Raw genomic sequence first — 24,092 nt, 5'->3', positions numbered from 1 at the left:
GGTTGTAAGAGACAGGAACAAGTGGGCGGGGTGGCGCTCCTTCGCGCCCCCCTCTGTCCTGCCGGACATCTCCCCCGCTTGGGGGGAGATTGGCCGTCACCACCGCCTTCGCCATGATCTTCTCCCGAAGACCGCCACCTTGCCCCTATTTCCCTGGCACCAGCGCCAGCGCGCGGATCGGGCTGCCGGTGCCGTGCTCGATCTTGAGCGGTGCGGCGATCAGGATCGCGCCTTTCGGCGGCAGCTGGTCGAGGTTGCAGAGGCTGGCGAGGCCGTAGCGGTTGGCCTTGTGCATCAGCGTGTGCGCCGGGAATGGCGGCTCCATGCCGCCGGCCTTGCCGGCATCGGTGCCGATCGTCTCGCTGCCCCAGCCCTTGATGTCCTTGCTGATCAGGAACTGGATCGCCTCGGCCGTCGGTCCTGGCGTATGCGGGCCGGTCTCGTTGGCGTTGAGGAATTCGGCTTCCGAGCCGTTGCGCTTGTACCAGTCGGTGCGCATTACCACCCACTCACCGGCGTTGATGGCGCCGTGCTTTGCTTCCCATGCCTTGATGTGGTCGACGGTAAGCAGGAAATCGTGATCGGCGGCGGCTTCCTTCGAGCAGTCGATGACATTGACCGGGCCGACGAAATTCTGCGCCGGAATGGTGTCGGTGGCGCCGTCCGGATAATCCTTGCCGGTGATCCAATGCTGCGGCGCGTCGAAATGCGTGCCCGAATGCTCGCCGAGCTTCAGCCAATTCCAGGCCCACCACGGGCCGTTCTTGTCATAGCGGGAGATCGAGTGGATCTCGACCTTCGGCGTGTCGACGGCAAGCTCTGGCGGCAGCTTGATCAGCGGTGTGTCGGGTCCGAGCGGCGCCGACAGGTCGACCACCTTGATGCCGCCTGAAAGCAGCTGGCCGGCGACTTCGCCGAGGAGTTTTTGCGTGTCCATGGTCTCAGTTCCCTCTTTGTCGTTGATGATCGAGGCTCGTCTCGGCCCTTAATATCCTACTAGACGAAAACATATGCATCTGCAATTATCTTTAAGCATAAAGGAAATGGGTTTGGGGCGTGAGCGAGTTCGACGCCATCTTTGTCGGGGCAGGCCACAACAGTCTGGCATGCGCCGCGCATCTGGCGCTCAAGGGTTGGAAAACAGCGGTTTTTGAACGCAGTGCAGCAATAGGCGGCGCGGTCCAGACCCACGAGTTCACCCTGCCTGGCTTCAAGCATGATTTCGGCGCGATGAATCTGAGCCTGTTTGCCGGCTCAGCCTTCCACCGGAAATATGCAAATGAATTGAAAACACACGGACTGGAATTCGCCCCGGTCGGCGACTGCTTTGCCAGCGCCTTTCCGGATGGACGCTGGTTCGGCGTCAGCAACGACCTGGAAAAGACCGCGGCGCGGCTGGAGGCTTTCTCCGCCGCCGACGCTGCCACATGGCGCCGGCTGGTTGCCGGTTTTCTACCCGAGGCCGAGCATCTGTTTCGCCTGCTGGGTTCGCCGATGAGCGCACGCGCCCTTGCCGGCACGGCCTGGAACCTGTGGCGCAAGAAGGGTTTTTCCGGCGCGCTCGATACTGGCCGTTTGCTGCTTTCCTCACCTCGCGCGTGGCTCGAGGAGAATTTCCAGTCCCCGCATTTCAGGGCAACGCTTGCCGCCTGGGGCATGCATCTCGACTTTGCTCCCGACATCGCCGGGGGCGCCGTGTTCCCCTATCTGGAATCGATGGCCAACCAGAGCTTCGGCATGGTGCTGGGCAAGGGCGGCGCGGACACGATGATCCGGGCGCTGTCCGGCATGGTCACAGCGGCCGGCGGCAAGATCGCCACCGGAGCGGAAGTGGCTGAGATCACGGTCGCCGGCGGTAGAGCGACCGGCGTGCGGCTCGCATCCGGCGATTTCCACATCGCCAGCAAGGCGGTCATCGCCAGCGTCGCGCCCAGGGCGCTCGCCGGCAGGCTGCTGCCCGATGGCTCCGGCGATGCAACCTTCGACGCAGCGATGAGAAAGTTCCGTCATGCCCCGGGCACGATGATGATCCATCTGGCACTGGACGATCTGCCGGACTGGCGCGCCGGGGCAGAGCTTCGGCAATTCGCCTATGTACATCTGTCGCCATCGCTCGATGCGATGTCGCGCACCTATCAGCAGGCGATGGCCGGCATGTTGCCGGACGAGCCGGTGCTGGTCGTGGGCCAGCCGACCGCAATCGATCCATCGCGGGCGCCCGAAGGCAAGCATGTGCTCTGGGTGCAGGTGCGCATGTTGCCGGCCGAAATCCTGGGGGATGCGGCTGGGCAGATCGCGCCGGACCGCTGGGACGAGGTCAAGCAAGTCTACGCCGAGCGTGTGCTCGACATCATCGAAACCTATGCGCCCGGCCTGCGCCAAAAAATCCTTGGCCGCGCCGTGTTCTCGCCGCTCGATCTCGAGCGTGAGAATCCGAACCTGGTCGGCGGCGATCAGATCTGTGGCAGCCATCATCTAGCGCAGAATTTTCTCTTCCGCCCGGCGCGCGGCTACGCCGGCTGGAACACGCCGGTCGCCAATCTGCACCTGACGGGTGCCGCAACGTGGCCGGGCGCCGGCACCGGTGCGGCCTCGGGCTTCATGCTCGCGCAACAGCTTGGCGGGAGGTAGCAGCCAAAAAATCTTAGGGTGAAGGAAGGTTAAGGCGCGGTTGCCCAGGAGCCTGAACCCAGCGAACGACAATGATACCGCGCAGATAAAACCAACAGGGGAACGACCATGACAATCAACAGACGAGACTTGCTCGGATACAGTGCTGCCGCACTCGGCGCGACCGCACTCGGCCTGCCGCAGATCGCCAAGGCGGCCGGTGAACTGACCATCGCCTACAACGTCAACCTGCCATCCTGGGATCCGACCACCGGACCCTCGGCGGTCAACCCGACCATCCAGGGCCTCTACCAGTCGGTGTTCGACCAGTTCATCCCGCAGAAGCCGGACCTGTCCTTCGCGCCCGGCCTGCTCACCGAATGGGGCTGGAACGACGACCGAACCAAGATCACGATGACGGTACGCGACGGCGTGAAATGGCATGACGGCTCGCCGTTCACGGCCGAGGACGTGGTCTGGTCGCTGCAGCGGGCGGGCGACGAGAAGACCGGCAACCCGATCCAGTTCGTCTGGAAGAACGTCAACAACTTCAAGATCGACGGCAACAAGATATCAGGCGACGTCGTCCAGTTCGACCCGGTATATTTCAAGTGGATGTCGTTCCTCACCGGCTACATCATGCCGAAGGCCTATTACGAGAAGGTCGGCGCCGAGGGTTTCGAGAAAGCGCCGATCGGCACCGGCCCCTATATGGTCGACAAATTCGAGCGCAACGCCTTCCTGCGGCTCAAGGCCAATCCGAACTACTGGGGCGATAAGCCGGCCTTCGAGAATGTGACGATCAAGTTCGTCACCGATGCGGCGAGCCGCGTCGCCGAAATCGAGTCGGGTTCCTCGCAGGTGACACTCGAAATCCCCTATGAGGAATATGACCGGCTGATTGCCAAGGACGGGCTTGCCGGCTCGTGCAAGAACGTTTCCGACATCGGCATGATCTTTTTCAACGACATCGAGGCGATGCTGGACAAAAACGTCCGCCAGGCGGCCGTCATGGCGGTGGACAAGGAGCTGCTGGTCAAGCGGCTGCTGCGCGGCTACGGCCAGCCAATCGCTACGCTGGAGACGCCGGAATACACCGCCTTCGATGCCTCAATCAAGGTCGAGCACAATCCGGAGAAGGCCAAGGAACTGCTCGCCGCTTCCGGCTATTCGCCGGAAAAGCCAGTCAAGTTCACCATCCAGACAACCAAGGGCTTCAAGCCCAAGGATTACGAGATGATCCAGGCGATTGTCGGTATGTGGCGCAAGGTCGGCATCGAGGCGACGATCGAGGTCTACGAGATCGCCAAGCACTACGAGCTGCGCGCCGCCGACAAGCTGGCACCGGCGGCCTTCTACAATTGGGGCAACGCCATCGGCGATCCGACGACGTCGACCGGCTTTGCCATGTACGGCCCGAGTCCGCATTCGGTCTGGGACAGCCAGGACCTGATCGACATGATCAACCCGCTGTGGGGCGAGAAGGACGAAGCCAAGCGCATCGCCGGCTGGAAGGCGGTCGACAAATACATTGCCGAGCAGGCCTATGTGCTGCCGCTGATCCAGTATGCGCAGCCGATCGTGCATGCCAAGGGCGTCAACGTGGTGCAGCATGTGTCCGGCGCACTGCTGCCGGCGCTGATGACCCCGGCCTGATAGCGGCATAGACTGCATGCGCGCCACCGCAACCGGTGGCGCGCCCTTTTTCGCCAGACGTACAGGCGACCATGCTTCTGCAAAGATTTCTGATCCGTCTTCTGACGATGCTGGTCACGCTGTTCGGCGTCGCTGTCGTCGTCTTCGTCGTCATCCGCGTCGCGCCGGGCGACCCGATCGCGATGATGCTGCCGCCGGGCGCGACCGACGCCGACATCGCCCGGCTGCGCGCGCTCTATGGGTTGGACAAGACCATCGTGCAGCAATTCTTCATCTGGCTGTCCGGTGTCGTCAGGGGCGATTTCGGCACCTCGATCTCGCTGCGCCAGGATGTGCTGAGCCTGGTCTTAAACCGGCTGCCGGCGACGCTGGAGCTTGCCACCTTCGCATTGCTGATGGCGGTGGCGATCGGCGGTACGGCGGCGATCCTCGGCGCGCGCGAGCGCGGCACGGCGGTCGAGGCCGGCATCGACATTGCCAGCGGGACGGCGCTCGCCATTCCGGACTTCCTGTGGGGGCTGGTGCTGATCCTGCTGTTCGGTGTGCTGATGCCGGTGTTCGACATTTCCGGCCGGGTGTCGCCGCAGCTCGACCTGCCCTTCGTCACGCAATTCTATCTGGTCGAGAGCATTCTGCGACTGCGCTTCGACCTGACCTGGGACCTGCTGAAACATATGCTGATGCCGGCCGTGGCGCTGGCGCTGCCCCTAGCGGCGATTATCACGCAGCTTTTGAAACAGTCTCTGAAGGAAGTGCTCGACCTCGACTATGTCGTGCTGGCGCGGGTGAAGGGTTTTTCCGAAACGCAGGTCATCCTGCGCGAGGCGCTGAAGAATGCCGCGCTGCCGACGCTGACGCTGGTCGGCGTGCAGTTCACCTTCCTGATCGGCGGCACGGTCATCGTCGAGCGCCTGTTTTCCTATGAAGGTCTCGGCAACATGGCGATCGATGCCGTCATCAACCGCGATCTGCCGCTGATCCAGGGCATCGTGCTGGTCTTCGCGCTATTGTTCGTGCTGATCAACCTTGCCGTCGACATGATGTATGCGCTGCTCAATCCGAGGCTGCGCCATGGATGAGGCCCGCATGGCCAGGCGTGGCGTCGGACCAAGGCTGTGGCTGGCCGGTGGCTGGCTGCTGCTGGCACTGCTGGCGGCGATCCTGGCGCCACTGATCGCGCCGCAGGACCCGCTGGCGCAGGATCTGATGCTGGAACGGCTGCCGCCTTTCTGGCTGGACGGGGCAGAGCCCGGCTACTGGCTCGGCACCGACAGCCTCGGCCGGGATCTCTTGTCGCGATTGATCTTCGCCGGCCGCATCGCCTTCATAGTCGCATTCGCCGCTGCAATCGCCGCTTGCCTGGTCGGCTCGGCGCTCGGTCTGATCGCTGGCTATTTCGGCGGCTGGGCCGACCGCATCATCTCGCGTATCGTTGATATCTGGATGGCCTTCCCGCCGGTGCTGTTCGCCATCCTGCTGGTTGCGGTACTGGGCACCGGCCTGAGCTCGGTCATCATCGCCATCGCGGTCATCGACTGGACGCGCTTTTGCCGGGTGATCCGGGCCGAGGCGATGGGCCAGTCGCGCATGGACTATGTCGAAAACGCGCGCATCGCCGGCTATGGCCGCATCGGCATCATGCTGCGCGAAGTGCTGCCCAATGTGGTGCCGTCGATCGTGGCGCTTTTGTCGCTGGACATGGGCATTGCCGTCATCGTCGAGGCGATCCTGTCCTTCGTCAATCTGTCGATTTCGACCGACGACCCGACCTGGGGAGGCATCATCGCCGAGGGCCGGTTGTCGATCCATCAGGCCTGGTGGGTGCTGGTGTTCCCGCTGATCACGCTGATCCTGACCGTGTTGTCGTTCAGCCAATTCGGCGAAGCGCTGAAGGCGCGTTTCGATCCGGTGCTGCGATGAGTGCTTGTCTCGACATCCGCTCCTTGAGCGCCGTGCTGCCCAATGGCCAGCGCGTGCTGCGCTCGGTGTCGCTGTCGGTCCAACCCGGCGAGGTGCGCGCGCTGGTCGGCGAGAGCGGCGCCGGCAAGACGATGATCGGCAAGGCAGTGCTCGGCGTGCTGCCGTCCAGCGTGCGCATCGTCGAGGGCGACATGCTGCTCGAAGGCGAGGATCTCGGCCGGCTTGCACCCAAGGCACGGCGCACGCTGATCGGCGCCCGTACCGCGCTGATCCCGCAAGATCCGCTGACTGCGCTCAACCCGTCGCGCCGCATCGGCCCACAGATCACCGACCGGCTGGTCCGCATTCTCGGCTGGAGCGGCGAGAGGGCCGACAAGCGCATCCGCCAGTTGCTGGACGCGGTGCAGATTCGCGATCCGGAGCGCGTGCTGAAATGCTATCCGCACGAGCTTTCCGGCGGCATGCGCCAGCGCGTGCTGATCGCCGCCGCCTTCGCCGCAGAGCCAAGACTGATCGTCGCCGACGAGCCGACGACGGCGCTGGACGTGACCGTGCAAAAGCAGATCCTGCGCCTGATCGCGCAACTGCAGCGCGACCACGGCACGGCGATCCTGTTCGTCACGCATGATCTCGGCGTCGTTGCCAAGATCAGCCAGAAAGTCTCGGTGCTTTATGCCGGCAAGGTGGTGGAGGAGGCCGCGACGGCCGATCTCTTCACCGCGCCGCAGCACCCCTATTCGCGGGCACTGATGGCGGCGACACCGCGTTACACCGATCCGCTTGCGTCGCTGAAACCAGTGGATGATGCGGTGCTCGCCGGACTGGCGGCGGAGATCGCGGCGGCAGACCAGGCCTGGAGGCGCCCCCATGGCTGAGCCGCTGATTTCCGTGCGCGGGCTGAAGGTCGCGCTGCCTGACATGACGCGCAAACCGCTGATCGGCCGAGCGCCGTTGGCCGAGATCCTGAAGGGGCTGGACTTCGACCTGCCGAAGGGGTCGGTGACCGGCATTGTCGGCGAATCCGGCTCCGGCAAATCGACGCTCGGCCGCGCCTTGGTGCGGCTGATCGAACCCTGCGCCGGGTCGATCAGTTTCGATGGCCGCGACATCAGCCATCTTTCGGAGGCTGAGCTCAGGCCGCTGCGCCGCAATCTGCAGATGATCTTCCAGGATCCGATGTCGTCGCTCAATCCGCGCCGCACCATCTTCAGCATCATCGCCGCACCACTCAAGCAGAACGGCCTTGGCGACAATCTGAAGGCCCGGGTCGCCGAGGCGCTGCAGCGTGTCGGCCTGCCGCAGAGCTTCGCCAGCCGCTATCGCCACCAACTGTCGGGCGGCCAGCGCCAGCGCGTCGGCATCGCTCGCGCCCTGGCGCTGTCGCCGAAATTCGTGCTCGCCGACGAGATCGTCTCCGGCCTCGATGTGTCGACGCAGGCGCAGATCCTGACCTTGCTGGAGAAACTCGCGACTGAGATGGGCCTGACGGTCGCTTTCATCAGCCACGATCTGTCGGTGATCCGGCGGCTCTGCCAGCAGGTGATCGTCATGCGTGAAGGCAGGATCATCGAAGCGAGCGCCACCGACGCCCTTTTCGACAGTCCCAAGGACGCCTACACACGCGAGCTGATATCAGCCATCCCACTGCCTGAAATCGATGCGGGCTGGCTAGGCACGCTTGCCACGACAAAGGCCCTGACGTGAGTTCATTCGCATGCCATACGCGGATGCGGGGATCGTTTCGATATAAAACTTTAAGCTTGAAATAATTTGCCTGCTGCGCGATACTCGGACCAGCAAGCGAAGAGGAGATCGCACGCATGAAGGTTGCGGTTCTCGGCGGTGGACCAGCCGGCCTCTACTTTGCCATTTCGATGAAGCTCCGCGATGCCGCGCATGACGTGACGGTGTTCGAGCGCAACCGTGCCGACGATACATTCGGCTGGGGCGTGGTGCTGTCGGCCGAAACGCTTGAAAACCTCTCCAAGAACGATCCGGTGAGCGCCGTCTGGATCAAGAAGCACTTCGCCTATTGGGACGACATCGCGGTTATCCATGACGGCGTGCGCACGGTCTCGACCGGCCACGGCTTTTGCGGCATCGGCCGCAAGCGGCTGCTGACCCTGCTGCAGCGGCGGGCGCGCGAGCTCGGCATCAAGCTCGTCTTCGAGACCGATATCGCCGACCCCAGGCCCTATATGGAAACGCACGATCTGGTGGTCGCCGCCGACGGTCTGAACTCGAGAGCGCGCAGCACTTTCGTCGATGTGTTCAAGCCCGACATCGACACCCGCAAATGCAAGTTCGTCTGGCTTGGCACCAACCAGAAATTCGACGACGCCTTCACCTTCATCTTCGAGAAGACGCAGCATGGCTGGGTGTGGGCGCACGCCTACCAGTTCGACAGCGAGACCGCGACTTTCATCGTCGAATGCAGTGAGCAGACCTGGCAGCGCTTCGGCTTCGGCGCGATGACGCAGCAGGAATCGATCGCGGTCTGCGAGCGCATCTTCGAAAAACATCTCGGCCGCCATGCGCTGATGACCAATGCCAACCATATAAGAGGTTCGGCCTGGATCAATTTCCCGCGCGTCCTGTGCGAGCGCTGGTCGTACAATAACCTTGCCCTGATGGGCGATGCGGCGGCATCGGCGCATTTTTCTATCGGCTCCGGCACCAAGCTGGCGCTGGAAAGTGCGGTGGCGCTGGCCGACTATGTCGAGTCCGAGCCGGATCTCGAGGCAGCCTTCCGCAAATATGAGGATGCGCGGCGCACCGAAGTGCTGAAGCTGCAGTCGGCGGCGCGCAATTCGCTGGAATGGTTCGAGGAGGTCGAGCGCTATCTCGGCCTCGACCCGGTGCAGTTCAACTATTCGCTGCTGACCCGCTCGCAGCGCATCAGCCACGAGAATCTCCGGCTGCGCGATGCCGAATGGCTGGCCGGCGCCGAGGAATGGTTCCAGCGCCAAGCCGGCGCCGGCGGCAACAGCCTGCGCCGTGCGCCGATGTTCGCACCGTTCAAGCTGCGCGACATGGTGCTCGCCAACCGCATCGTCGTCTCGCCGATGGCGCAGTACAAGGCCGTCGACGGATGTCCGACCGACTGGCATTTCGCCCACTATGCCGAGCGCGCCAAGGGCGGCGCGGGGCTGCTCTATATCGAGATGACCTGCGTCAGCCCGGAAGGCCGGATTACGCCCGGCTGCACAGGATTCTACGCCCCGCGGCACGAGGCGGCGTGGAAGCGGCTGGTCGATTTCGTCCATGCCGAAACCGAGGCGAAGATCTGCGCCCAGATCGGCCATTCCGGCGCCAAGGGTTCGACCCGGCTCGGCTGGCAAGGAACCGACGTGCCGCTGGTATCGGGCAACTGGCCGGTGATGGCGGCCTCGGCAGTCGCATGGTCGCCGCAGAACCAGGTGCCGAAGGCGATGGACCGCACCGACATGGATCTGGTGCGCGACCAGTTCGTAGCTTCCGCCGAGATGGCAGCGCGTTGCGGCTTCGACATGCTGGAGATCCACGCCGCGCATGGCTATTTGCTGTCGTCCTTCATCACGCCAATCACCAACCGGCGCACGGATGAACATGGCGGCTCGCTGGAAAACCGCATGCGCTACCCGCTGGAAATCTTCCGTACGGTGCGCGCCGCCTGGCCGGCGGAAAAGCCGATCTCGATGCGCATTTCGGCCAATGACTGGGTCGGCATCGAAGGCGTAACGCCTGCCGAGGCGGTCGAGATCGCGCGCATGCTGCACGAGGCCGGCGTCGATATCTGCGACGTCTCGGCCGGCCAGACTTCTGCGCTGGCAAAACCTGTCTACGGCCGCATGTTCCAGACGCCGTTTTCCGATCGCATCCGCAACGAGGTCGGCATGGCGACCATGGCGGTCGGCAACATCTACGAGCCGGACCATGTCAACTCGATCCTGATGGCCGGCCGCGCCGACCTCGTCGCGCTGGCAAGGCCGCATCTCACCGATCCCTACTGGACGCTGCATGCTGCCGTCGCGCTCGGCGACCGCGGCGTCAAATGGCCGGATCCCTATCTGCCGGGCCGCGACCAGATCTATCGGCTGGCCGAGCGCGACGCGGCAGCGGGGCTGAAAGTATGATCGCCACCACGACATTGGCCGACCGCCATGCGCTGGTCACCGGCGGTGGCTCCGGCGTCGGCCGGGCGATCGCGCTGGCATTGGCCGGTGCCGGTATCAAGGTCACCATCTGCGGCCGGCGCGAGGCGGCACTTGCCGAAGTCGCGGGGGAAAGCGACCGCATCTTCGGCATCGCCGCCGATGTCACCAACGAAGCATCGATGACCTCCCTCTACAGCCAGGCGGAAGCGGCGCGCGGACAATTCGACATCGTTGTCGCCAATGCCGGCATGTCCGGCAGCGCGGCTGCGCAGCGGACCTCACTCAGCGACTGGCAGCGCACGCTCGACGTCAACCTGACGGGCGCGTTCCTGACGGTGAAGCCGGCACTGGCCGGCATGGCGGCGCGCAAGGCGGGCCGGATCGTCTTCGTTGCCTCGACCGCCGGCCTGAAAGGCTACGCTTACGTTTCGGCCTATGTCGCCGCCAAGCACGGTGTCGTCGGGCTGATGCGGGCGCTGGCCGCCGAGACCGCCAGATCCGGCGTCACCGTCAACGCCGTTTGCCCAGGCTTCGTCGAAACCGAGATGCTGGAAACCTCCATCCAGCGCATCGTCGAAAAGACCGGGCGCTCGCTCGAGGACGCGCGAACAAGTCTTTCTTCGACAAATCCGCAGGGACGTTTCATCCAGCCGGAGGAAGTCGCAGCCGCAGTGCTGTGGCTGTGCGGCGATGCGGCAGCATCGATCACCGGACAGGCGATTTCGATTTCAGGAGGCGAGACATGGTAGCCGGTCCCCTGCCCACCCCTTCAGGACCCGGCAAGGACCGGCTGCGCCTGTGGATACGCCTGCTGCGCGCCTCGCGCACCATAGAGGCCGAACTGCGCGAGCGGCTGAAGAAGGAATTCAACACCACGCTGCCGCGCTTCGACGTGATGGCGGCGCTCTACCGTGCGCCGGAAGGCATGCTGATGAGCGACCTGTCGCGCTTCCTGCTGGTCTCCAACGGCAATGTCACGGGCATCGTCGACCGGCTGGTGTCGGAGGGGCTTGTCGCGCGGGCCCGCCGCAACGGCGACCGCCGCACTTCGATGGTGCGGCTGACCGAGGAAGGTTCGAAGGCCTTCGCCGTGATCGCCGCCGCGCATGAAGGCTGGGTCGGCGAGTTGCTCGGCAATGTCAGCGAGGAGGAAGCGCGCCGGCTGACCGGCATGCTGACCTCATTCCGCAGCAATTGGGAGGGACGCGAATGACCCAAATGGCAGGCCGCAAGTCCAAGCACTTTCTCTGGCAGGTCGAAGGCAAGATCGCAAAGATCCGGCTCGACCGGCCGGAGCGCAAGAACCCGCTGACCTTCGACAGCTATGCCGAGCTGCGTGATGCGTTTCGCGACCTCGTCTATGCCGACGATGTCGATGCCGTAGTGTTCCTGCCCAATGGCGGCAATTTCTGCTCGGGCGGCGATGTCCACGACATCATCGGGCCGCTGGTCAGGATGGGTATGAAGGAACTGCTCGCCTTCACGCGCATGACCGGCGACTTCGTCAAGGCGATGCTGAATTGCGGCAAGCCGATCATCGCGGCGGTCGACGGCGTGGCGGTCGGCGCCGGCGCCATCATCGCCATGGCGTCGGACATCCGCATCGCGACGCCGCAGGCCAAGACGGCGTTCCTGTTCACGCGCGTCGGCCTCGCAGGCTGCGACATGGGTGCCTGTGCGATCCTGCCGCGCATCATCGGCCAGGGCCGCGCCGCCGAACTGCTCTACACCGGCCGCACGATGACGGGGGCGGAAGGCGAGCGCTGGGGGTTCTACAACCGGCTGGTCGAGGCAGCGGCGCTCGAGGCCGACGCACTGGAGATGGCCGCGCGCATCGTCTCCGGCCCGACCTTCGCCCACGGCATCACCAAGACGCAGCTCAACCAGGAATGGTCGATGGGTCTCGACCAGGCGATCGAAGCGGAAGCACAGGCGCAGGCGATCTGCATGCAGACCGGCGATTTCGAGCGCGCCTACAAGGCTTTTGTCGCCAAGGAAACGCCGGTGTTCGCGGGGAATTGATGGCTGACCGTTCCTTCCTCAACTGGCCGTTCTTTGAGGATCGCCACCGCGCGCTCGCCGAACAGCTGAACGCATGGTGCGCGAAAAACCTGCCGGTCGATCACCATGATGTCGATGCCGCTTGCCGCGAGCTGGTGGCGAAGCTCGGGCGGGACGGTTGGCTGAAGCCGACGGCGCTCGATACCAACAATCCCGGCCCCCTTGACGTGCGCACGCTTTGCCTAACACGCGAGACGCTGGCCCGCCATGACGGGCTGGCCGACTTTGCCTTTGCCATGCAAGGGCTCGGCACCGGCGCGCTCAGTCTGTTCGGCACGCCGGAACAGCAGCAATGGCTGGCGAAGACACGCGCCGGCAAGGCGATTTCAGCCTTTGCGCTGTCGGAGCCGCGCTCGGGATCGGATGTCGCCAACATGGAGATGACCGCCACGCGCGACGGTGGCGACTATCTGCTGTCGGGCGAAAAGACTTGGATCTCCAATGGAGGCATCGCCGACCTCTATGTCGTCTTTGCCCGCACCGGCGAGGCGCCGGGCGCCAAGGGGCTTTCAGCCTTCATCGTGCCGGCAGAGACGAAGGGCCTGAGCACCGCCGAACGGCTGGAGGTGATCGCGCCGCATCCGCTGGCACGGCTCTGCTTCGAAAACGCCCGCGTTCCATCCTCGGCGCTGATCGGCAGACCGGGTGACGGCTTTCGCATCGCCATGTCGGTTCTCGACGTCTTCCGCTCGACAGTGGGTGCAGCGGCACTCGGCTTTGCTCGCCGCGCACTGGACGAAAGCATCGGCAGGGTGGCCGAACGAAAACTGTTCGGCGCGCCGATGGCAGAGCTGCAGATGGTGCAGGGTCACATCGCCGACATGGCACTCGATGTCGATGCCGCTGCCTTGCTCGTCTACCGCGCCGCCTGGACCAAGGATATGGGGGCCACGCGAGTGACGCGCGAGGCGGCCATGGCAAAACTGTTCGCCACCGACAAGGCACAGGAAGTGATCGACAAAGCCGTGCAACTGCACGGCGGCGACGGCGTGCGCAAGGGTCATATCGTCGAAAGACTCTATCGCGAGATCCGGGCGCTGCGCATCTACGAGGGCGCCTCCGACGTGCAGAAAGTGGTGATCGCCAGGCAAGTGATGGGCGCGGCCTGAGGGCCATAGATCGGACTGTTTTCGAAGCTGACATTTTTTGAGAAGAAGATTGAATATCGGGAGGCATGACATGCACACGATCCTGCAGCCGGAAGGCTGGGCGAAACCCGTCGGCTATGCCAATGGCGTCGCCGCGCGGGGGCAGCTCGTGTTCGTCGGCGGTCAGGTCGGCTGGAACGGGCAATGCCGGTTCGAGACCGACGATTTTGTCGGCCAGGTGCGGCAGACGCTTGAGAACATCGTCGCGGTGCTGGCCGAGGCCGGCGGTGAGCCTGGGCATATCACCTCGATGACCTGGTATTTCACCGACAAGGCCGAGTATCTGGCCAATCTCAAGGGGATCGGCGAGGCCTATCGCGCGGTGATCGGGCGGCACTTTCCGGCGATGGCTGCCATGCAGGTGGTGGCGCTGGTCGAGGACCGCGCCAAGGTGGAGATCCAGGCGACGGCTGTCATTCCTGAATAAGCTATCCTCGGTAGCCCGCCTGCCTCAGCAAAGGCAGCACGCGGTCGCAGAAATAGGGCAGTTCCTGCGTGTAGTTGACGAAGGACAGCGCAATGCCCTGGTAGCCGTGCCCGGCGATGGCAATCATGTCTGCGGCGATGGTTTCCGGCGTTCCAATCAGCGGGTAGGTGCCGGCGCCGCCGGCGAAGCGCTGCCGGTAGCGGTCATAGGCATGCGTATCGTGCGACTGCGAGAATTCCTTCTTGCCTGCCATATGCGCATCGACCGCATCATGGTCGGCCATATCAACGGCATACCGCGTGTAGTAGGCTTGCGCCTCCTCCATCGTCTGTCGGCAGACTACATGCGCCACTGTGTAGACGCCTACATCGCGCCCAAGCTTCTCCGCCCGTTCGCGAATGTCGGTCACGTGCTTTCCGGCATCGGCCATTTCGGAAAAGGTGGTGAACAGATAGTCGCATTTGGCGGCGGCGAAATCGCGGCCCGGCCCGCCGAAGGCGGCGTTCATGGTCACCGGCCGTGGCCGCTGCAGGCTGGCCGGGCGGCTCACCGCCTGCTTGAGATGGTAGTAGGTGCCTTCATAGTCGAGAGGCTGGTCCGAGGCGTAGAGTTTTTCCAGGATTTCGATCCACTCGGCTGCCTGGTCGTAGCCCTTCTCGACCAGAGGTGTGCCGAACATGCCGAATTCCTTTGGGTTCCAGCCGCAGACGATGTTGAGCCCGGCGCGGCCCTGGCTGATGTGGTCGACCGTGGCCAACGCCTTGGCGGCGTAAAGCGGGTGCACGAGTGGCACGTGCACGGTCATGAACAGGCCGATCTGTCCGGTGGCTACCGCAAGCGCGGCCGCCCAGGTGAATGTCTCGAACGACCACTCGCGCACCTTGTTGCGGCCGCCAAAACCGCGCCAGCGCGCGATCGGCAGCATGAATTCCAACCCGGCTCGGTCAGCGATCCGGGCCGCCGTCAGATTGTCCTGCCAGCTTGCCGTCCAGCGTTCCGGAACGTCGGTGATGGCGAGCCCGCCATCGGCGTTGGTCGAAAAGACTCCGAGCTTCAACCTGTTCGGGCCGTGCAGGGGATGGGTTTTGATCATGTCGCGAACTCTTGGGCGGAGACGGCACGCTACGGCTCCGGAAAAATATTTCAAGCCTGAAATAGCTTCGCGCGATCGCGGTTTGCGGATATGGATTTGGGCAGGACCAAGAAGGGGATCGGCATGAGCGAATTCCGCCAGAAATGCATCGGCAAGAAAAGCCTCATCGGATCGTTTGCCGCCATACCGCATGCCGTTGCAGTGGAGGTGATGGCGCAGTCCGGTCTCGATTTCCTCTGCATCGACTGGGAGCATGCCCAGATGTCCAGAGGCATGATCGAAAACATGGTGCGGGCGGCCGACCTGCATCAGGTGCCTGCCATGGTGCGCGTGCCCGGCCACCAGCCGGAGGCGATCGCAGCAGTGCTGGACAGCGGCGCGCAAGGTGTGCTCGTCCCGCGCATCTCGACCGCTGCCCAAGCTGAGGCGGCGGTGAAGGCCTGTCGCTATCCGCCGCAAGGCGAGCGCGGCGTCGGGCCTGGCCGGGCCGCCGGCTATGGCTACCGCATCCCGGAATACATCGCCGAGGCCAATGCCAGGACGGTCGTCGCGGTACAGGTCGAGACCGCCGAGGGGCTCGCCAATATCGAGGCGATCGCGGCTGTCGAAGGCGTCGATGTGATCTTCGTCGGCCCCGGAGACCTTTCGGTGTCGATCGATGCGATTGGCGCGCAAGGCGCCGACAAGCTCAACGCGGCAATCCGGACGATCATTGGCGTGACGATCGCGCACGGCAGGACCGCCGGCATATTTTGCGCCAGCCCGCAGCCTGTCGGCCAATGGGCAGCCATCGGCGCCAGCTTCTTCATCCTGGCCAGCGACACGATGTTTCTCGGCGCCGGCGCTGCGGCCAACTATGCCGCGGCACGCGCTGAACTGGCACGAGGCGAACGCCTGTAGTTCGGCTTGACGTACAGCGTCGGTGGTACAGCGGAAATCTTTTTAAGCTTAAAACTTTTGCCTTGAAAAGTCCGGCGCTTTGGATAAGCATTCAATATCGGTCGTGGCTGCCGTGCCGGACGGGCTTGCCGGCAGCCTGCCGAGGCGTTCAGGGTGCGAGGTTCAGTCCTTGTCGTTCATGCTGCCCCAGTCGTCGTCTCTGGCCAGCGCGCGTTACGCTTTCGATGGCGTTCGCGCCCAAATCCGCGATCTGCATACTGAAAACATCGCCAACCTTGCCGTGCGCGCTCGTGAACTGGGCGACGTGATCGCGCTTTGGTATGGCGAAGGCGACATGGCGACACCGGTCTTCATCCGCGACGCAGCCAAGGCGGCGTTCGACGAAGGCCTGACTTTCTACGTGCCCAACATGCGTGGCCACGCCCCGTTGAACGAAGCGCTGTCGGAGTACCAGACGCGCATCCACGGCCGGCCGATCCCGATTTCACGCACAACGGTCACTCCCGGCGGCATGCAGGCCCTGTTCCTGGCGCTGGATCTGCTGGTCGATACCGGCACCAACGTTGTCTATGTCGCGCCGCAATGGCCCAACATCCACAACGCCATCCACCTTATCGGTGGCGAGCCGCGGCCGTTTTCACTCGACTTCAAAGGCGACTGGCAGCTCGATCTCGAGCGGCTGTTTGCGACCTGCGACGCGCGCACCAGGGCGATCTTCCTGTCGACGCCCTCCAACCCAACGGGCTGGACCGCATCGCGCGAGGAGATGCAGGCCCTGCTCGACTTCAGCCGGCGCACCGGCATCTGGATCATTTCCGACGAGGTCTATGGCCGGCTCTATTTCGACGGCGACGTGGCGCCTTCGATCCTGCAGATCGCCGAGGATGGAGACAGGGTGCTCTCGGTCAACAGTTTCTCGAAGGCCTGGGCGATGACCGGCTGGCGCGTCGGCTGGCTGACGCATGCGTCGGGGGTGGCGGACCAGCTCGGCGCCATGACCCAATATGTCAACAGCGGCACGGCAGCGCCGATCCAGGCCGGCGCCGTCGCGGCGATCCGCCAGGGCGAGCCGCTGGTCGAGGAGATCCGGCAGCGGATCAAGACCGGCCTCGACCTAGCCTATGGCAGACTGGCTGAGATCCCCGGCATCGTGCTGCCCAAGAAGCCGCGCGGCGGCATGTATGCATTCTTCGCCATGGAAGGCGAAAGCGACGCCCGTCGCGTCTGCGCAAAAATCCTGGAGACGGCGCATGTCGGGTTGGCGCCTGGCCATCTGTTCGGAAATTCGTCGACGGCCTTCCTGCGGATGTGCGTCTGCCGTGACCGCGACCAGATAGCGACCGCGCTCGAGCGCATGGTCGCTGCCATGAATTGACGCCCTGCCGGAAACGGGGCGGCAAAAAGCCGTGCGGGACCAACCCGCCCGTTCAACAACAGAGGGAACACCAATGAGCTTAACGCGTCGCAACCTGCTTCTTCTCGCTGCCGCCATCGGCATCGCAACCGGCCCCGCCGCCTATGCCGCGGATGTGCTCAATGTCGGCGCCTATCCGACCAACCCGCCCTTCGAATACAAGAACGAGAGCGGCACCTTCGAGGGCTTTGAAGTCGACATCGTCAACGAAGCGGCAAAGCGCATAGGCATGACCACGGAAATCGCCGATCTCGGCTTCCAGGCGCTGTTTGCCGCCACCACGTCGAAGCGCATCGATGTGGCGATTTCGTCGATCACCATCACGCCGGAGCGGCTGAAGTCGCAGTCCTTCACCCAGCCCTACTATGATTCCGACATGGGCATCGCCACCAAGACCGACAGCCCGATCAAGGCCGAAGCCGACCTCAAGGGCAAGATCATCGGCGTGCTGTCCGGATCGACCGGCGAGACCTGGGTCAAGGAGCACCAGGCGGCCGACGGGTTCAGCGACGTGAAGGGCTATGACACGCAGCAGAACCTGCTGCTTGATCTCAGCGCCGGCCGCGTCGACGCCGCCGTCAGCGACATCCCCGGCATGGAGTATTCCTTCACCAAGATGAAGGACCTCACCGTGAAGGAGCGCATCAAGACCGGCGAACAGTACGGCCTGATGATGACCAAGGACCATCCGCTGCTCGGCAAGCTGAACGACGCGCTGAGCGCGATGAAGAAGGACGGCACGATCGCCGCGATCCACAAGAAGTGGTTTGGCAGCGACGCACCCGCCGATTCATCGACCGTCAAGGAAATGCCGCTGCCGAAGGCCTGATCGGCAGGTTTCGCTGCAATCGTGCCGGCTCTCCAGGCCGGCACGATTTCATCGCGCCGCCGCACATACTGCCGGTCCGTAGCGGGCCGCACAGCACTTTGATTTGACGCACCAGCGCCGGCTTTCGCGCAGTCTCGCCATCAACGAGTAGTTTCAACTTGTGCATCCTTTGCTCTAGCGTCGCGGGACGCCAACCGTTTCGGGAATGCTCCCATGTCGCTGCTGGACACCTTCTTCAACGCCGACGTCATGATGTCGAGCCTGCCGGCGCTGTTGCGCGGCTTCCTGAACACGCTGCTGCTCGGCATCCTCAGCATCGGTATCGGCATCCCGATCGGCCTGGCGATCAGCCTGGTGCGGCTCTATGCGCCAAAGCCGTTGCGGTGGCTCGCGGTCGGCTACATCGACATCTTCCGTGCGATGCCGGTGCTGGTCGTGCTGATCCTGATCTATTACGCGCTGCCGTTCCTCGGCATCCGCCTGTCGTCGTGGAGCTCCGCGGTGACGGCCTTCGCGATCATCATGGCGGCCTATTCGGCCGAGGTGTTCCGCTCCGGCATAGAGAGCATTCCAAGCGGCCAGTTCGAGGCGGCGCAGGCGCTCGGCCTGCCGTTCCTGCTGACCTTGCGCAAGGTGGTGCTGCCGCAGGCGATCCGCGTGGTCATTCCGCCGATGACCAGCAATTGCGTTTCGATGTTCAAGGACACTTCGCTCGCCTCCACCGTGGCGCTGCCCGAATTGCTGAAGGAAGCGACCAACGCCCAGTCGCTCTACGCCAACCCCTCGCCGCTGATCGGCGCGGCCCTGGTCTATCTCATCTTCCTCTGGCCGATGGTCCGCCTCGTCAGCCTGCTTGAACGTCGCTTCAAGACCGAAAAAACGCGCTGACCTCTGCAATCGAACCCATCCGCAAAAGCACTTCGCAGGAGACGACCCTTGAACAAGCATCAAACCGCCAATGCGAACAACGCCGCCGGCGCGTTTCCGGTCGAGGCCATCCGCGCGATGTTCCCGGCCCTGCAGCGGGCCGGCGACTTCATCTTCCTGGACAATGCAGCCGGCGCGCAGATCCCGCAGAGCGTGCTCGACGCGGTGACCAACCACCTGGTGGCGCACAATGTGCAGCGCGGCGGCCGCTATGGCCGCAGCGTCACTGTCGACCAGTCGGTCGCCGATGCCCGTGAAAGCGTGGCGCTGCTGATCAACGCCTATAGCCCATCGGAAATCTGCTTCGGCATGAACGCCACCTCGTTCATCCGCCTGGTCAGCCTGGGCATCGGCCAGATGCTCGCCAAGGACACAGATGGGGAACGCGACGAGATTGTCATCACCGACATGGACCACGACGCCAACATCGCGACCTGGCTGGCGCTGGAATCGGCCGGCGCCAAGTGCAAATGGTGGCGCATGCGCGAGGACGGCAATCTGCATGTCGACGACCTACGCCCGCTGGTCTCGGACCGCACAAGGCTCGTCGCCTGCACGGTGACGGCGCATTCGATCGGCTCGATCGTCGACGTTGCTTCCGTGGCCAAGATCGCGCACGCGGCCGGCGCCGAAGTGTTCCTCGACTGCGTGCATTACGGACCGCACGGGCTGATCGACGTGCAGGCCTGGGATTGCGACTATCTGGTCTGCTCCGGCTACAAGAATTTCTCGCCGCATATGGGCTTCCTGTGGGGGCGCTTCGACACGCTGAAGCGGCTGCCGACTTTCCGCGAGGATTTCATCCCCGACGAGCCGCCCTACAAGGTCGAGGCCGGCACCTTCATCTACGAGAATGTCTCGGGCATGGATGCCGCCGTGCGCTATCTGGAATTGATCGGCCGCAACCTGTTGCCCGAGAACAACCGCTCGCGCCGCGACAACATCGTCGCCGGCATGAACGCCATCCGCGACTACGAGCTGGTGCTGGCGCGCGAGATGTTTGGTGTGCTCAAGAGCTGCAATGCCACGATCTACGGCGTCGCCGACGAGGCCCGCATTCATGAGCGCGTGCCGACCTTCTGCTTCAACATCGGCACGCTGTCGCCGCAGCGGATCGTCGAGGAAATGGCGGAAATGCAGATCGGCATCCGCGACGGCCACATGTATGCGCCGCGGCTGATGAAGCGCCTCAATCTCTCGATGGACAGCGGCGCCATCCGCGCCTCGCTGGTGCACTACAATACGGTGGATGAAGTGCGCCGCTTCGGCGAAGCGCTGCGCACGATCATCGCCAAGCTGTAGTGATCACTTTGAAAATTGCGCTGATGCGACTTGGCCGCGTCAGGCAGCCTTCTTCTTCGCCAGCCTGGCTTTGATCGAGGCGACGTCGGCGCGCGGCGTCGCGGCGAACAGCGTCCTGGTGTAGTTGTGCTTGGGGTCGGCGAAGACCTCGTCGCGCGAGCCGTATTCGACCGCTTCGCCGAAATACATCACCATGACGTCGTCGGCGATGTAGCGCACCACCGAAAGGTCGTGGCTGATGAAGACGTAGGTCAGCTGGAACTCGTCCTGCAGGTCTGCGAGCAGATTGAGCACCTGCGCCTGGACCGACAGGTCGAGCGCGGAGACCGGCTCGTCCAGCACCAGGAGGCTCGGGTTCAGCATCAGCGCACGGGCAATGGCGATGCGCTGGCGCTGGCCGCCCGAGAACATGTGCGGGTAGCGGTTGTAGTGCTCGGTGCCGAGGCCAACCTTCCTCAGCATCTTCATGGCGAGGTCGCGGCGTTCCTCGGCCGGCTTGTCGGTGTTGATCAACAGCGGCTCGCCCAGCACGTCGCCGATCTTCTGGCGTGGATTGAGGGAGCCGTAGGGGTTCTGGAAGACGATCTGCACCTTACGGCGCATCTCCTTGGTCAGCCCGCCCCTGGCGATGTCGACCTTGTTGCCGTCGATGAACAGTTCGCCCGATGTCGCCGGATCGATCAGCGTGATGATGCGCGCCAGCGTGGACTTGCCGCAGCCGCTCTCGCCGACGATGGCCAGCGTCTTGCCCTTGTCGACGCTGAAGGAGACGCCCTTGACCGCATGCACTGTGCGTGCACCACGGAACAGCCCGCCACCGACATGGTAGTCGCGCCTGATGTCCTTGCCCTCGAGGACCCTGACGCTCATCGGGCGGCTCCTGCTGCTGACGGCGCCGGTTCGAACAGCATGTCGGAAACGGTCGGCAGCCGGTCACCGACGGCGTTTTCCGGCAGCGCCGAGAGCAGCGCGCGCGTGTAGTTGCTCTTTGGGCTTTCGAACAGCGACAGTACGTCGGCCTCTTCCATCTTGCGGCCCTTGTACTGGACGATGACGCGGTCGGCAGTCTCGGCCACGACGCCCATATTGTGGGTGATCATGATCAGGCCCATGCCGTATCTGGCCTGCAGCGAGACAAGCAGGTCAAGGATCTGCTTCTGGATGGTGACATCAAGGGCTGTCGTCGGCTCGTCGGCGATCAGAAGCTTCGGATTGCAGGCAATGGCAATGGCGATCATGACGCGCTGGCACTGGCCGCCCGACATCTGGTGCGGAAAGGAGTCCAGCCGTTCCGCCGGCTCGGCAATGCCGACCTGCTTCAGGAGTTCGACGGCGCGGGCACGGCGCTGTGCGCGGTCCATGCCCATATGGAAGCGCAGCACCTCCTCGATCTGGAAACCGATCGTGAAGCAGGGATTGAGGCTGGCCATCGGCTCCTGGAAGATCATCGACATGTCCTTGCCGACGATCTTGCGCCGCTCGGCGGAGCTCAATTTCAGGAGATCGCGTCCGGCAAAGCTCATCTTGTCGGCCGTGACCGTGGCCGTCCACGGCAAGAGGCCCATGACGGCCAGCATCGACACCGACTTGCCGGAGCCGGATTCGCCGACGATGGCCAGCACTTCGCGCTCATCGACATGGAGCGAGACACCGTCGACCGCCCGGAACGGACCCGAAGCGGTCTGGAACTCGACGACGAGATTCTGGATGTCGAGTAGCGCCATCACGACCTCCTGAGCTTCGGATCGAGCGCGTCGCGCAGGCCATCGCCGACCAGATTGATTGCGAGCACGGTGATGAGGATGGCGAGGCCGGGGAAGGTCACGACCCACCAGGCGCGCAGGATGAATTCACGCGCCGAGGCGAGCATCGTGCCCCATTCGGGCGTCGGCGGCTGGGCACCCAGACCGAGGAAGCCGAGGGCCGCCGCTTCGAGAATGGCATTCGAGAATGACAGCGTGCCCTGGACGATCAGCGGCGCCAGGCAATTCGGCAGGATGGTGCGAAGCATCAGCCTGAGATGTCCGGCACCCGCAACCTTCGCGGCCACAACATATTCGCGGCTTTTCTCCGCCATGACGGCGGCGCGCACCAGCCGGGCGAAATGCGGCTGCAGCACGAGCGAGATCGCCAGCATCGCGTTGAACAGGCCAGGACCGAGGATGGTGACCAGCACCAGCGCGAGCAGCAGCGACGGAAAGGCAAGGATCAGGTCCATGACGCGCATGATCGCCACGTCGACCCAACCACGGAAGTAGCCAGCAAGCAGGCCGAGCGTGATGCCGCCGAACAGCGACAGCGTGACCACGACCGCACCGATGAGGAGAGAGAAGCGCGCGCCATAGAGCAGGCGCGAGAGCATGTCGCGGCCGACCGCGTCGGTGCCGAGCAGGTATTGGGTGCTGCCGCCAGCCTGCCATGCAGGAGGCCTCAAGAACGCGGTCTTGTCCTGGACGTCCGGCGCATAGGGCGCCAGCACCGGTGCAAGCACCGCCGCCACCACCAGCAGGATGAAGACGAACAGGCCGATGACGGCGCCACGGTTCACCGAGAAATAGTGCCAGAAGGTCCTGAACCCCAACATGCGGTCAGGGCTGGCGGCAAGCGGCGTGATTTCGGTCGACTGGCTCATCATGACGCCCGTATGCGCGGGTTGATGACGGCATAGAGCACATCGACGATCAGGTTCACGGCCATGACGATGAGCGCGATCAAAAGCAAGCCTGACTGCACGACGACATAGTCGCGCTTGAAGATGGAATCGACCATCCACTTGCCGATGCCCGGCCAGGCGAAGATGGTTTCGGTGAGGATGGCGCCGGCAAGCAGCGTGCCGACCTGCAGGCCGATGGTGGTGACCACCGGGATCAGGGCATTGCGCAAGGCATGCACGCCGATGACACGGGCCGACGACAGGCCCTTGGCGCGCGCGGTCCGCACATAGTCCTCGCCCAGCACCTCCAGCATCGCCGAACGCGTCTGGCGGGCGATCACCGCCAGCGGGATGGTGCCGAGCACGATGGCGGGCAGGACGAGGTGGCTCAACGCCGAGCGAAAGGCATCCCATTTGCCATAGATCAGGGTGTCGATGGTCATGAAGCCGGTGATCGGCTTCAGGAAGAATTGCAGGCCGATGCGGCCTGAAACTGGGGTCCAGCCGAGGTAGCCGGAGAAGAAGATGATCAGCAGCAGGCCCCACCAGAAGATCGGCATGGAATAGCCGACGAGCGCCGTGCCCATCAATGACTGGTCGAACCAGGAGCCGCGCTTGACCGCAGCGAATATGCCGGCGGGGATGCCCAGCACCATGGCGAAGATCATGGCGAAGAACGACAATTCGAGCGTTGCCGGAAAGAGGGTCTTGAACTCTTCCATCACCGGCCGCTTGGACGAGATCGAGACGCCGAAATCACCGGTCGCGACCTCGCCGACATAGCGCGCATATTGCTGCCAGATCGGCAGATTGTAGCCGAACTGTTCCTTGAGCTGTTCGTAGCGCGCCGGCGCAACGCCGTGCTCGCCGGCCATGGCAAGGATGGGATCGCCGGGCAGCAGCCTGACGAAAGCGAAGGCACAGATGGTGATGCCGATGAGTGTCGGGATCACCAATGCGATTTTGTTGAGGAGGTATCGGAGCATCTTGAAAAGGGGCGGCGCTTGATCGCGCGC

General features: G+C 63.9%; 23 protein-coding genes. 17 read left to right on the top strand and 6 right to left on the bottom strand.

What is annotated here, in order from left to right:
- Positions 1-145: 145 nt before the first annotated feature.
- The gene (locus D3227_RS02610) at positions 146-937 is read right to left on the bottom strand and encodes a cyclase family protein (RefSeq protein ID WP_120012139.1); all 792 of its coding nucleotides are present in this window, start codon (positions 935-937) and stop codon (positions 146-148) included.
- Positions 938-1,056: 119 nt separating this feature from the next.
- Between D3227_RS02610 and D3227_RS02605 the strand changes: the two genes are divergently transcribed.
- The 12 genes from D3227_RS02605 to D3227_RS02550 all read left to right on the top strand — a co-directional run bounded on the left by D3227_RS02605 (position 1,057) and on the right by D3227_RS02550 (position 13,958).
- Positions 1,057-2,631, top strand: a complete 1,575-nt coding sequence (locus D3227_RS02605) for a phytoene desaturase family protein (protein WP_120012137.1) — start codon at positions 1,057-1,059, stop codon at positions 2,629-2,631.
- 108 nt (positions 2,632-2,739) lie between these two features.
- Positions 2,740-4,266 (top strand): ABC transporter substrate-binding protein, encoded by a 1,527-nt coding sequence (locus D3227_RS02600; RefSeq protein WP_120012135.1) that lies wholly within the window; start codon positions 2,740-2,742, stop codon positions 4,264-4,266.
- Between the two features lie 71 nt (positions 4,267-4,337).
- Positions 4,338-5,345: an ABC transporter permease gene (locus tag D3227_RS02595; protein WP_120012133.1), complete on the top strand. Its 1,008-nt coding sequence runs from the start codon at positions 4,338-4,340 to the stop codon at positions 5,343-5,345.
- Positions 5,338-6,186, top strand: coding sequence for an ABC transporter permease (locus D3227_RS02590; RefSeq protein WP_120012131.1), 849 nt, complete (start codon positions 5,338-5,340; stop codon positions 6,184-6,186). The genes D3227_RS02595 and D3227_RS02590 overlap by 8 nt, the downstream gene beginning before the upstream one ends.
- Complete coding sequence (locus tag D3227_RS02585) at positions 6,183-7,061, top strand: ABC transporter ATP-binding protein (RefSeq protein ID WP_120012129.1); 879 nt, start codon at positions 6,183-6,185, stop codon at positions 7,059-7,061. The genes D3227_RS02590 and D3227_RS02585 overlap by 4 nt, the downstream gene beginning before the upstream one ends.
- Positions 7,054-7,890 carry an ATP-binding cassette domain-containing protein gene (locus D3227_RS02580; RefSeq protein ID WP_120012127.1) on the top strand — a complete coding sequence of 279 codons (837 nt, stop codon included), beginning with the start codon at positions 7,054-7,056 and terminating at the stop codon, positions 7,888-7,890. Before D3227_RS02585 ends, D3227_RS02580 begins: the two co-directional genes overlap by 8 nt.
- Before the next feature lie 116 nt (positions 7,891-8,006).
- The gene (locus D3227_RS02575; protein WP_120012125.1) at positions 8,007-10,301 is read left to right on the top strand and encodes a bifunctional salicylyl-CoA 5-hydroxylase/oxidoreductase; all 2,295 of its coding nucleotides are present in this window, start codon (positions 8,007-8,009) and stop codon (positions 10,299-10,301) included.
- Positions 10,298-11,071 (top strand): SDR family NAD(P)-dependent oxidoreductase, encoded by a 774-nt coding sequence (locus D3227_RS02570; protein ID WP_120012123.1) that lies wholly within the window; start codon positions 10,298-10,300, stop codon positions 11,069-11,071. Before D3227_RS02575 ends, D3227_RS02570 begins: the two co-directional genes overlap by 4 nt.
- Positions 11,065-11,535, top strand: a complete 471-nt coding sequence (locus D3227_RS02565) for a MarR family winged helix-turn-helix transcriptional regulator (RefSeq protein WP_120012121.1) — start codon at positions 11,065-11,067, stop codon at positions 11,533-11,535. The genes D3227_RS02570 and D3227_RS02565 overlap by 7 nt, the downstream gene beginning before the upstream one ends.
- Positions 11,532-12,344: an enoyl-CoA hydratase family protein gene (locus D3227_RS02560; RefSeq protein ID WP_120012119.1), complete on the top strand. Its 813-nt coding sequence runs from the start codon at positions 11,532-11,534 to the stop codon at positions 12,342-12,344. Before D3227_RS02565 ends, D3227_RS02560 begins: the two co-directional genes overlap by 4 nt.
- Positions 12,344-13,492 carry an acyl-CoA dehydrogenase family protein gene (locus tag D3227_RS02555; protein WP_120012117.1) on the top strand — a complete coding sequence of 383 codons (1,149 nt, stop codon included), beginning with the start codon at positions 12,344-12,346 and terminating at the stop codon, positions 13,490-13,492. The genes D3227_RS02560 and D3227_RS02555 overlap by 1 nt, the downstream gene beginning before the upstream one ends.
- Positions 13,493-13,562: 70 nt before the next feature.
- Positions 13,563-13,958, top strand: a complete 396-nt coding sequence (locus D3227_RS02550) for a RidA family protein (protein ID WP_120012115.1) — start codon at positions 13,563-13,565, stop codon at positions 13,956-13,958.
- A gap of 1 nt (position 13,959) precedes the next feature.
- On the opposite strand, the gene D3227_RS02545 is transcribed toward D3227_RS02550, so the two are convergent.
- Positions 13,960-15,051 carry an LLM class flavin-dependent oxidoreductase gene (locus D3227_RS02545; protein WP_120012113.1) on the bottom strand — a complete coding sequence of 364 codons (1,092 nt, stop codon included), beginning with the start codon at positions 15,049-15,051 and terminating at the stop codon, positions 13,960-13,962.
- 123 nt (positions 15,052-15,174) lie between these two features.
- On the opposite strand from D3227_RS02545, the gene D3227_RS02540 reads away from it, so the two are divergent.
- From D3227_RS02540 to D3227_RS02520, 5 genes are all read left to right on the top strand, one after another.
- Positions 15,175-15,951 carry an HpcH/HpaI aldolase family protein gene (locus D3227_RS02540; RefSeq protein ID WP_120012251.1) on the top strand — a complete coding sequence of 259 codons (777 nt, stop codon included), beginning with the start codon at positions 15,175-15,177 and terminating at the stop codon, positions 15,949-15,951.
- Between the two features lie 79 nt (positions 15,952-16,030).
- Entirely contained in the window at positions 16,031-17,326 is a 1,296-nt protein-coding gene (locus D3227_RS02535) for a pyridoxal phosphate-dependent aminotransferase (protein ID WP_245451621.1), read from the top strand.
- A 73-nt stretch (positions 17,327-17,399) separates the two neighbouring features.
- Positions 17,400-18,194, top strand: a complete 795-nt coding sequence (locus tag D3227_RS02530) for an ABC transporter substrate-binding protein (RefSeq protein ID WP_120012111.1) — start codon at positions 17,400-17,402, stop codon at positions 18,192-18,194.
- Positions 18,195-18,407: 213 nt separating this feature from the next.
- Positions 18,408-19,082: an amino acid ABC transporter permease gene (locus tag D3227_RS02525; protein ID WP_120012109.1), complete on the top strand. Its 675-nt coding sequence runs from the start codon at positions 18,408-18,410 to the stop codon at positions 19,080-19,082.
- A 48-nt stretch (positions 19,083-19,130) separates the two neighbouring features.
- Positions 19,131-20,423 carry a cysteine desulfurase-like protein gene (locus tag D3227_RS02520; RefSeq protein WP_120012107.1) on the top strand — a complete coding sequence of 431 codons (1,293 nt, stop codon included), beginning with the start codon at positions 19,131-19,133 and terminating at the stop codon, positions 20,421-20,423.
- 39 nt (positions 20,424-20,462) lie between these two features.
- Here D3227_RS02520 and D3227_RS02515 read toward each other — a convergent pair whose 3' ends face one another.
- From D3227_RS02515 to D3227_RS02500, 4 genes are read right to left on the bottom strand one after another with little or no spacing between them, the layout of a single operon-like run.
- Entirely contained in the window at positions 20,463-21,293 is an 831-nt protein-coding gene (locus D3227_RS02515; protein WP_120012105.1) for a dipeptide ABC transporter ATP-binding protein, read from the bottom strand.
- The gene (locus D3227_RS02510; protein ID WP_120012103.1) at positions 21,290-22,147 is read right to left on the bottom strand and encodes an ABC transporter ATP-binding protein; all 858 of its coding nucleotides are present in this window, start codon (positions 22,145-22,147) and stop codon (positions 21,290-21,292) included. The genes D3227_RS02515 and D3227_RS02510 overlap by 4 nt, the downstream gene beginning before the upstream one ends.
- The gene (locus tag D3227_RS02505; protein WP_245451627.1) at positions 22,147-23,007 is read right to left on the bottom strand and encodes an ABC transporter permease subunit; all 861 of its coding nucleotides are present in this window, start codon (positions 23,005-23,007) and stop codon (positions 22,147-22,149) included. The genes D3227_RS02510 and D3227_RS02505 overlap by 1 nt, the downstream gene beginning before the upstream one ends.
- A 47-nt stretch (positions 23,008-23,054) precedes the next feature.
- Positions 23,055-24,062, bottom strand: a complete 1,008-nt coding sequence (locus D3227_RS02500; RefSeq protein ID WP_120012099.1) for an ABC transporter permease subunit — start codon at positions 24,060-24,062, stop codon at positions 23,055-23,057.
- Positions 24,063-24,092 lie beyond the last annotated feature (30 nt).

This window comes from Mesorhizobium waimense, assembly GCF_003601975.1.
Classification (GTDB): domain Bacteria; phylum Pseudomonadota; class Alphaproteobacteria; order Rhizobiales; family Rhizobiaceae; genus Mesorhizobium; species Mesorhizobium waimense.
This window is presented reverse-complemented; position numbering and strand designations above follow the sequence as displayed.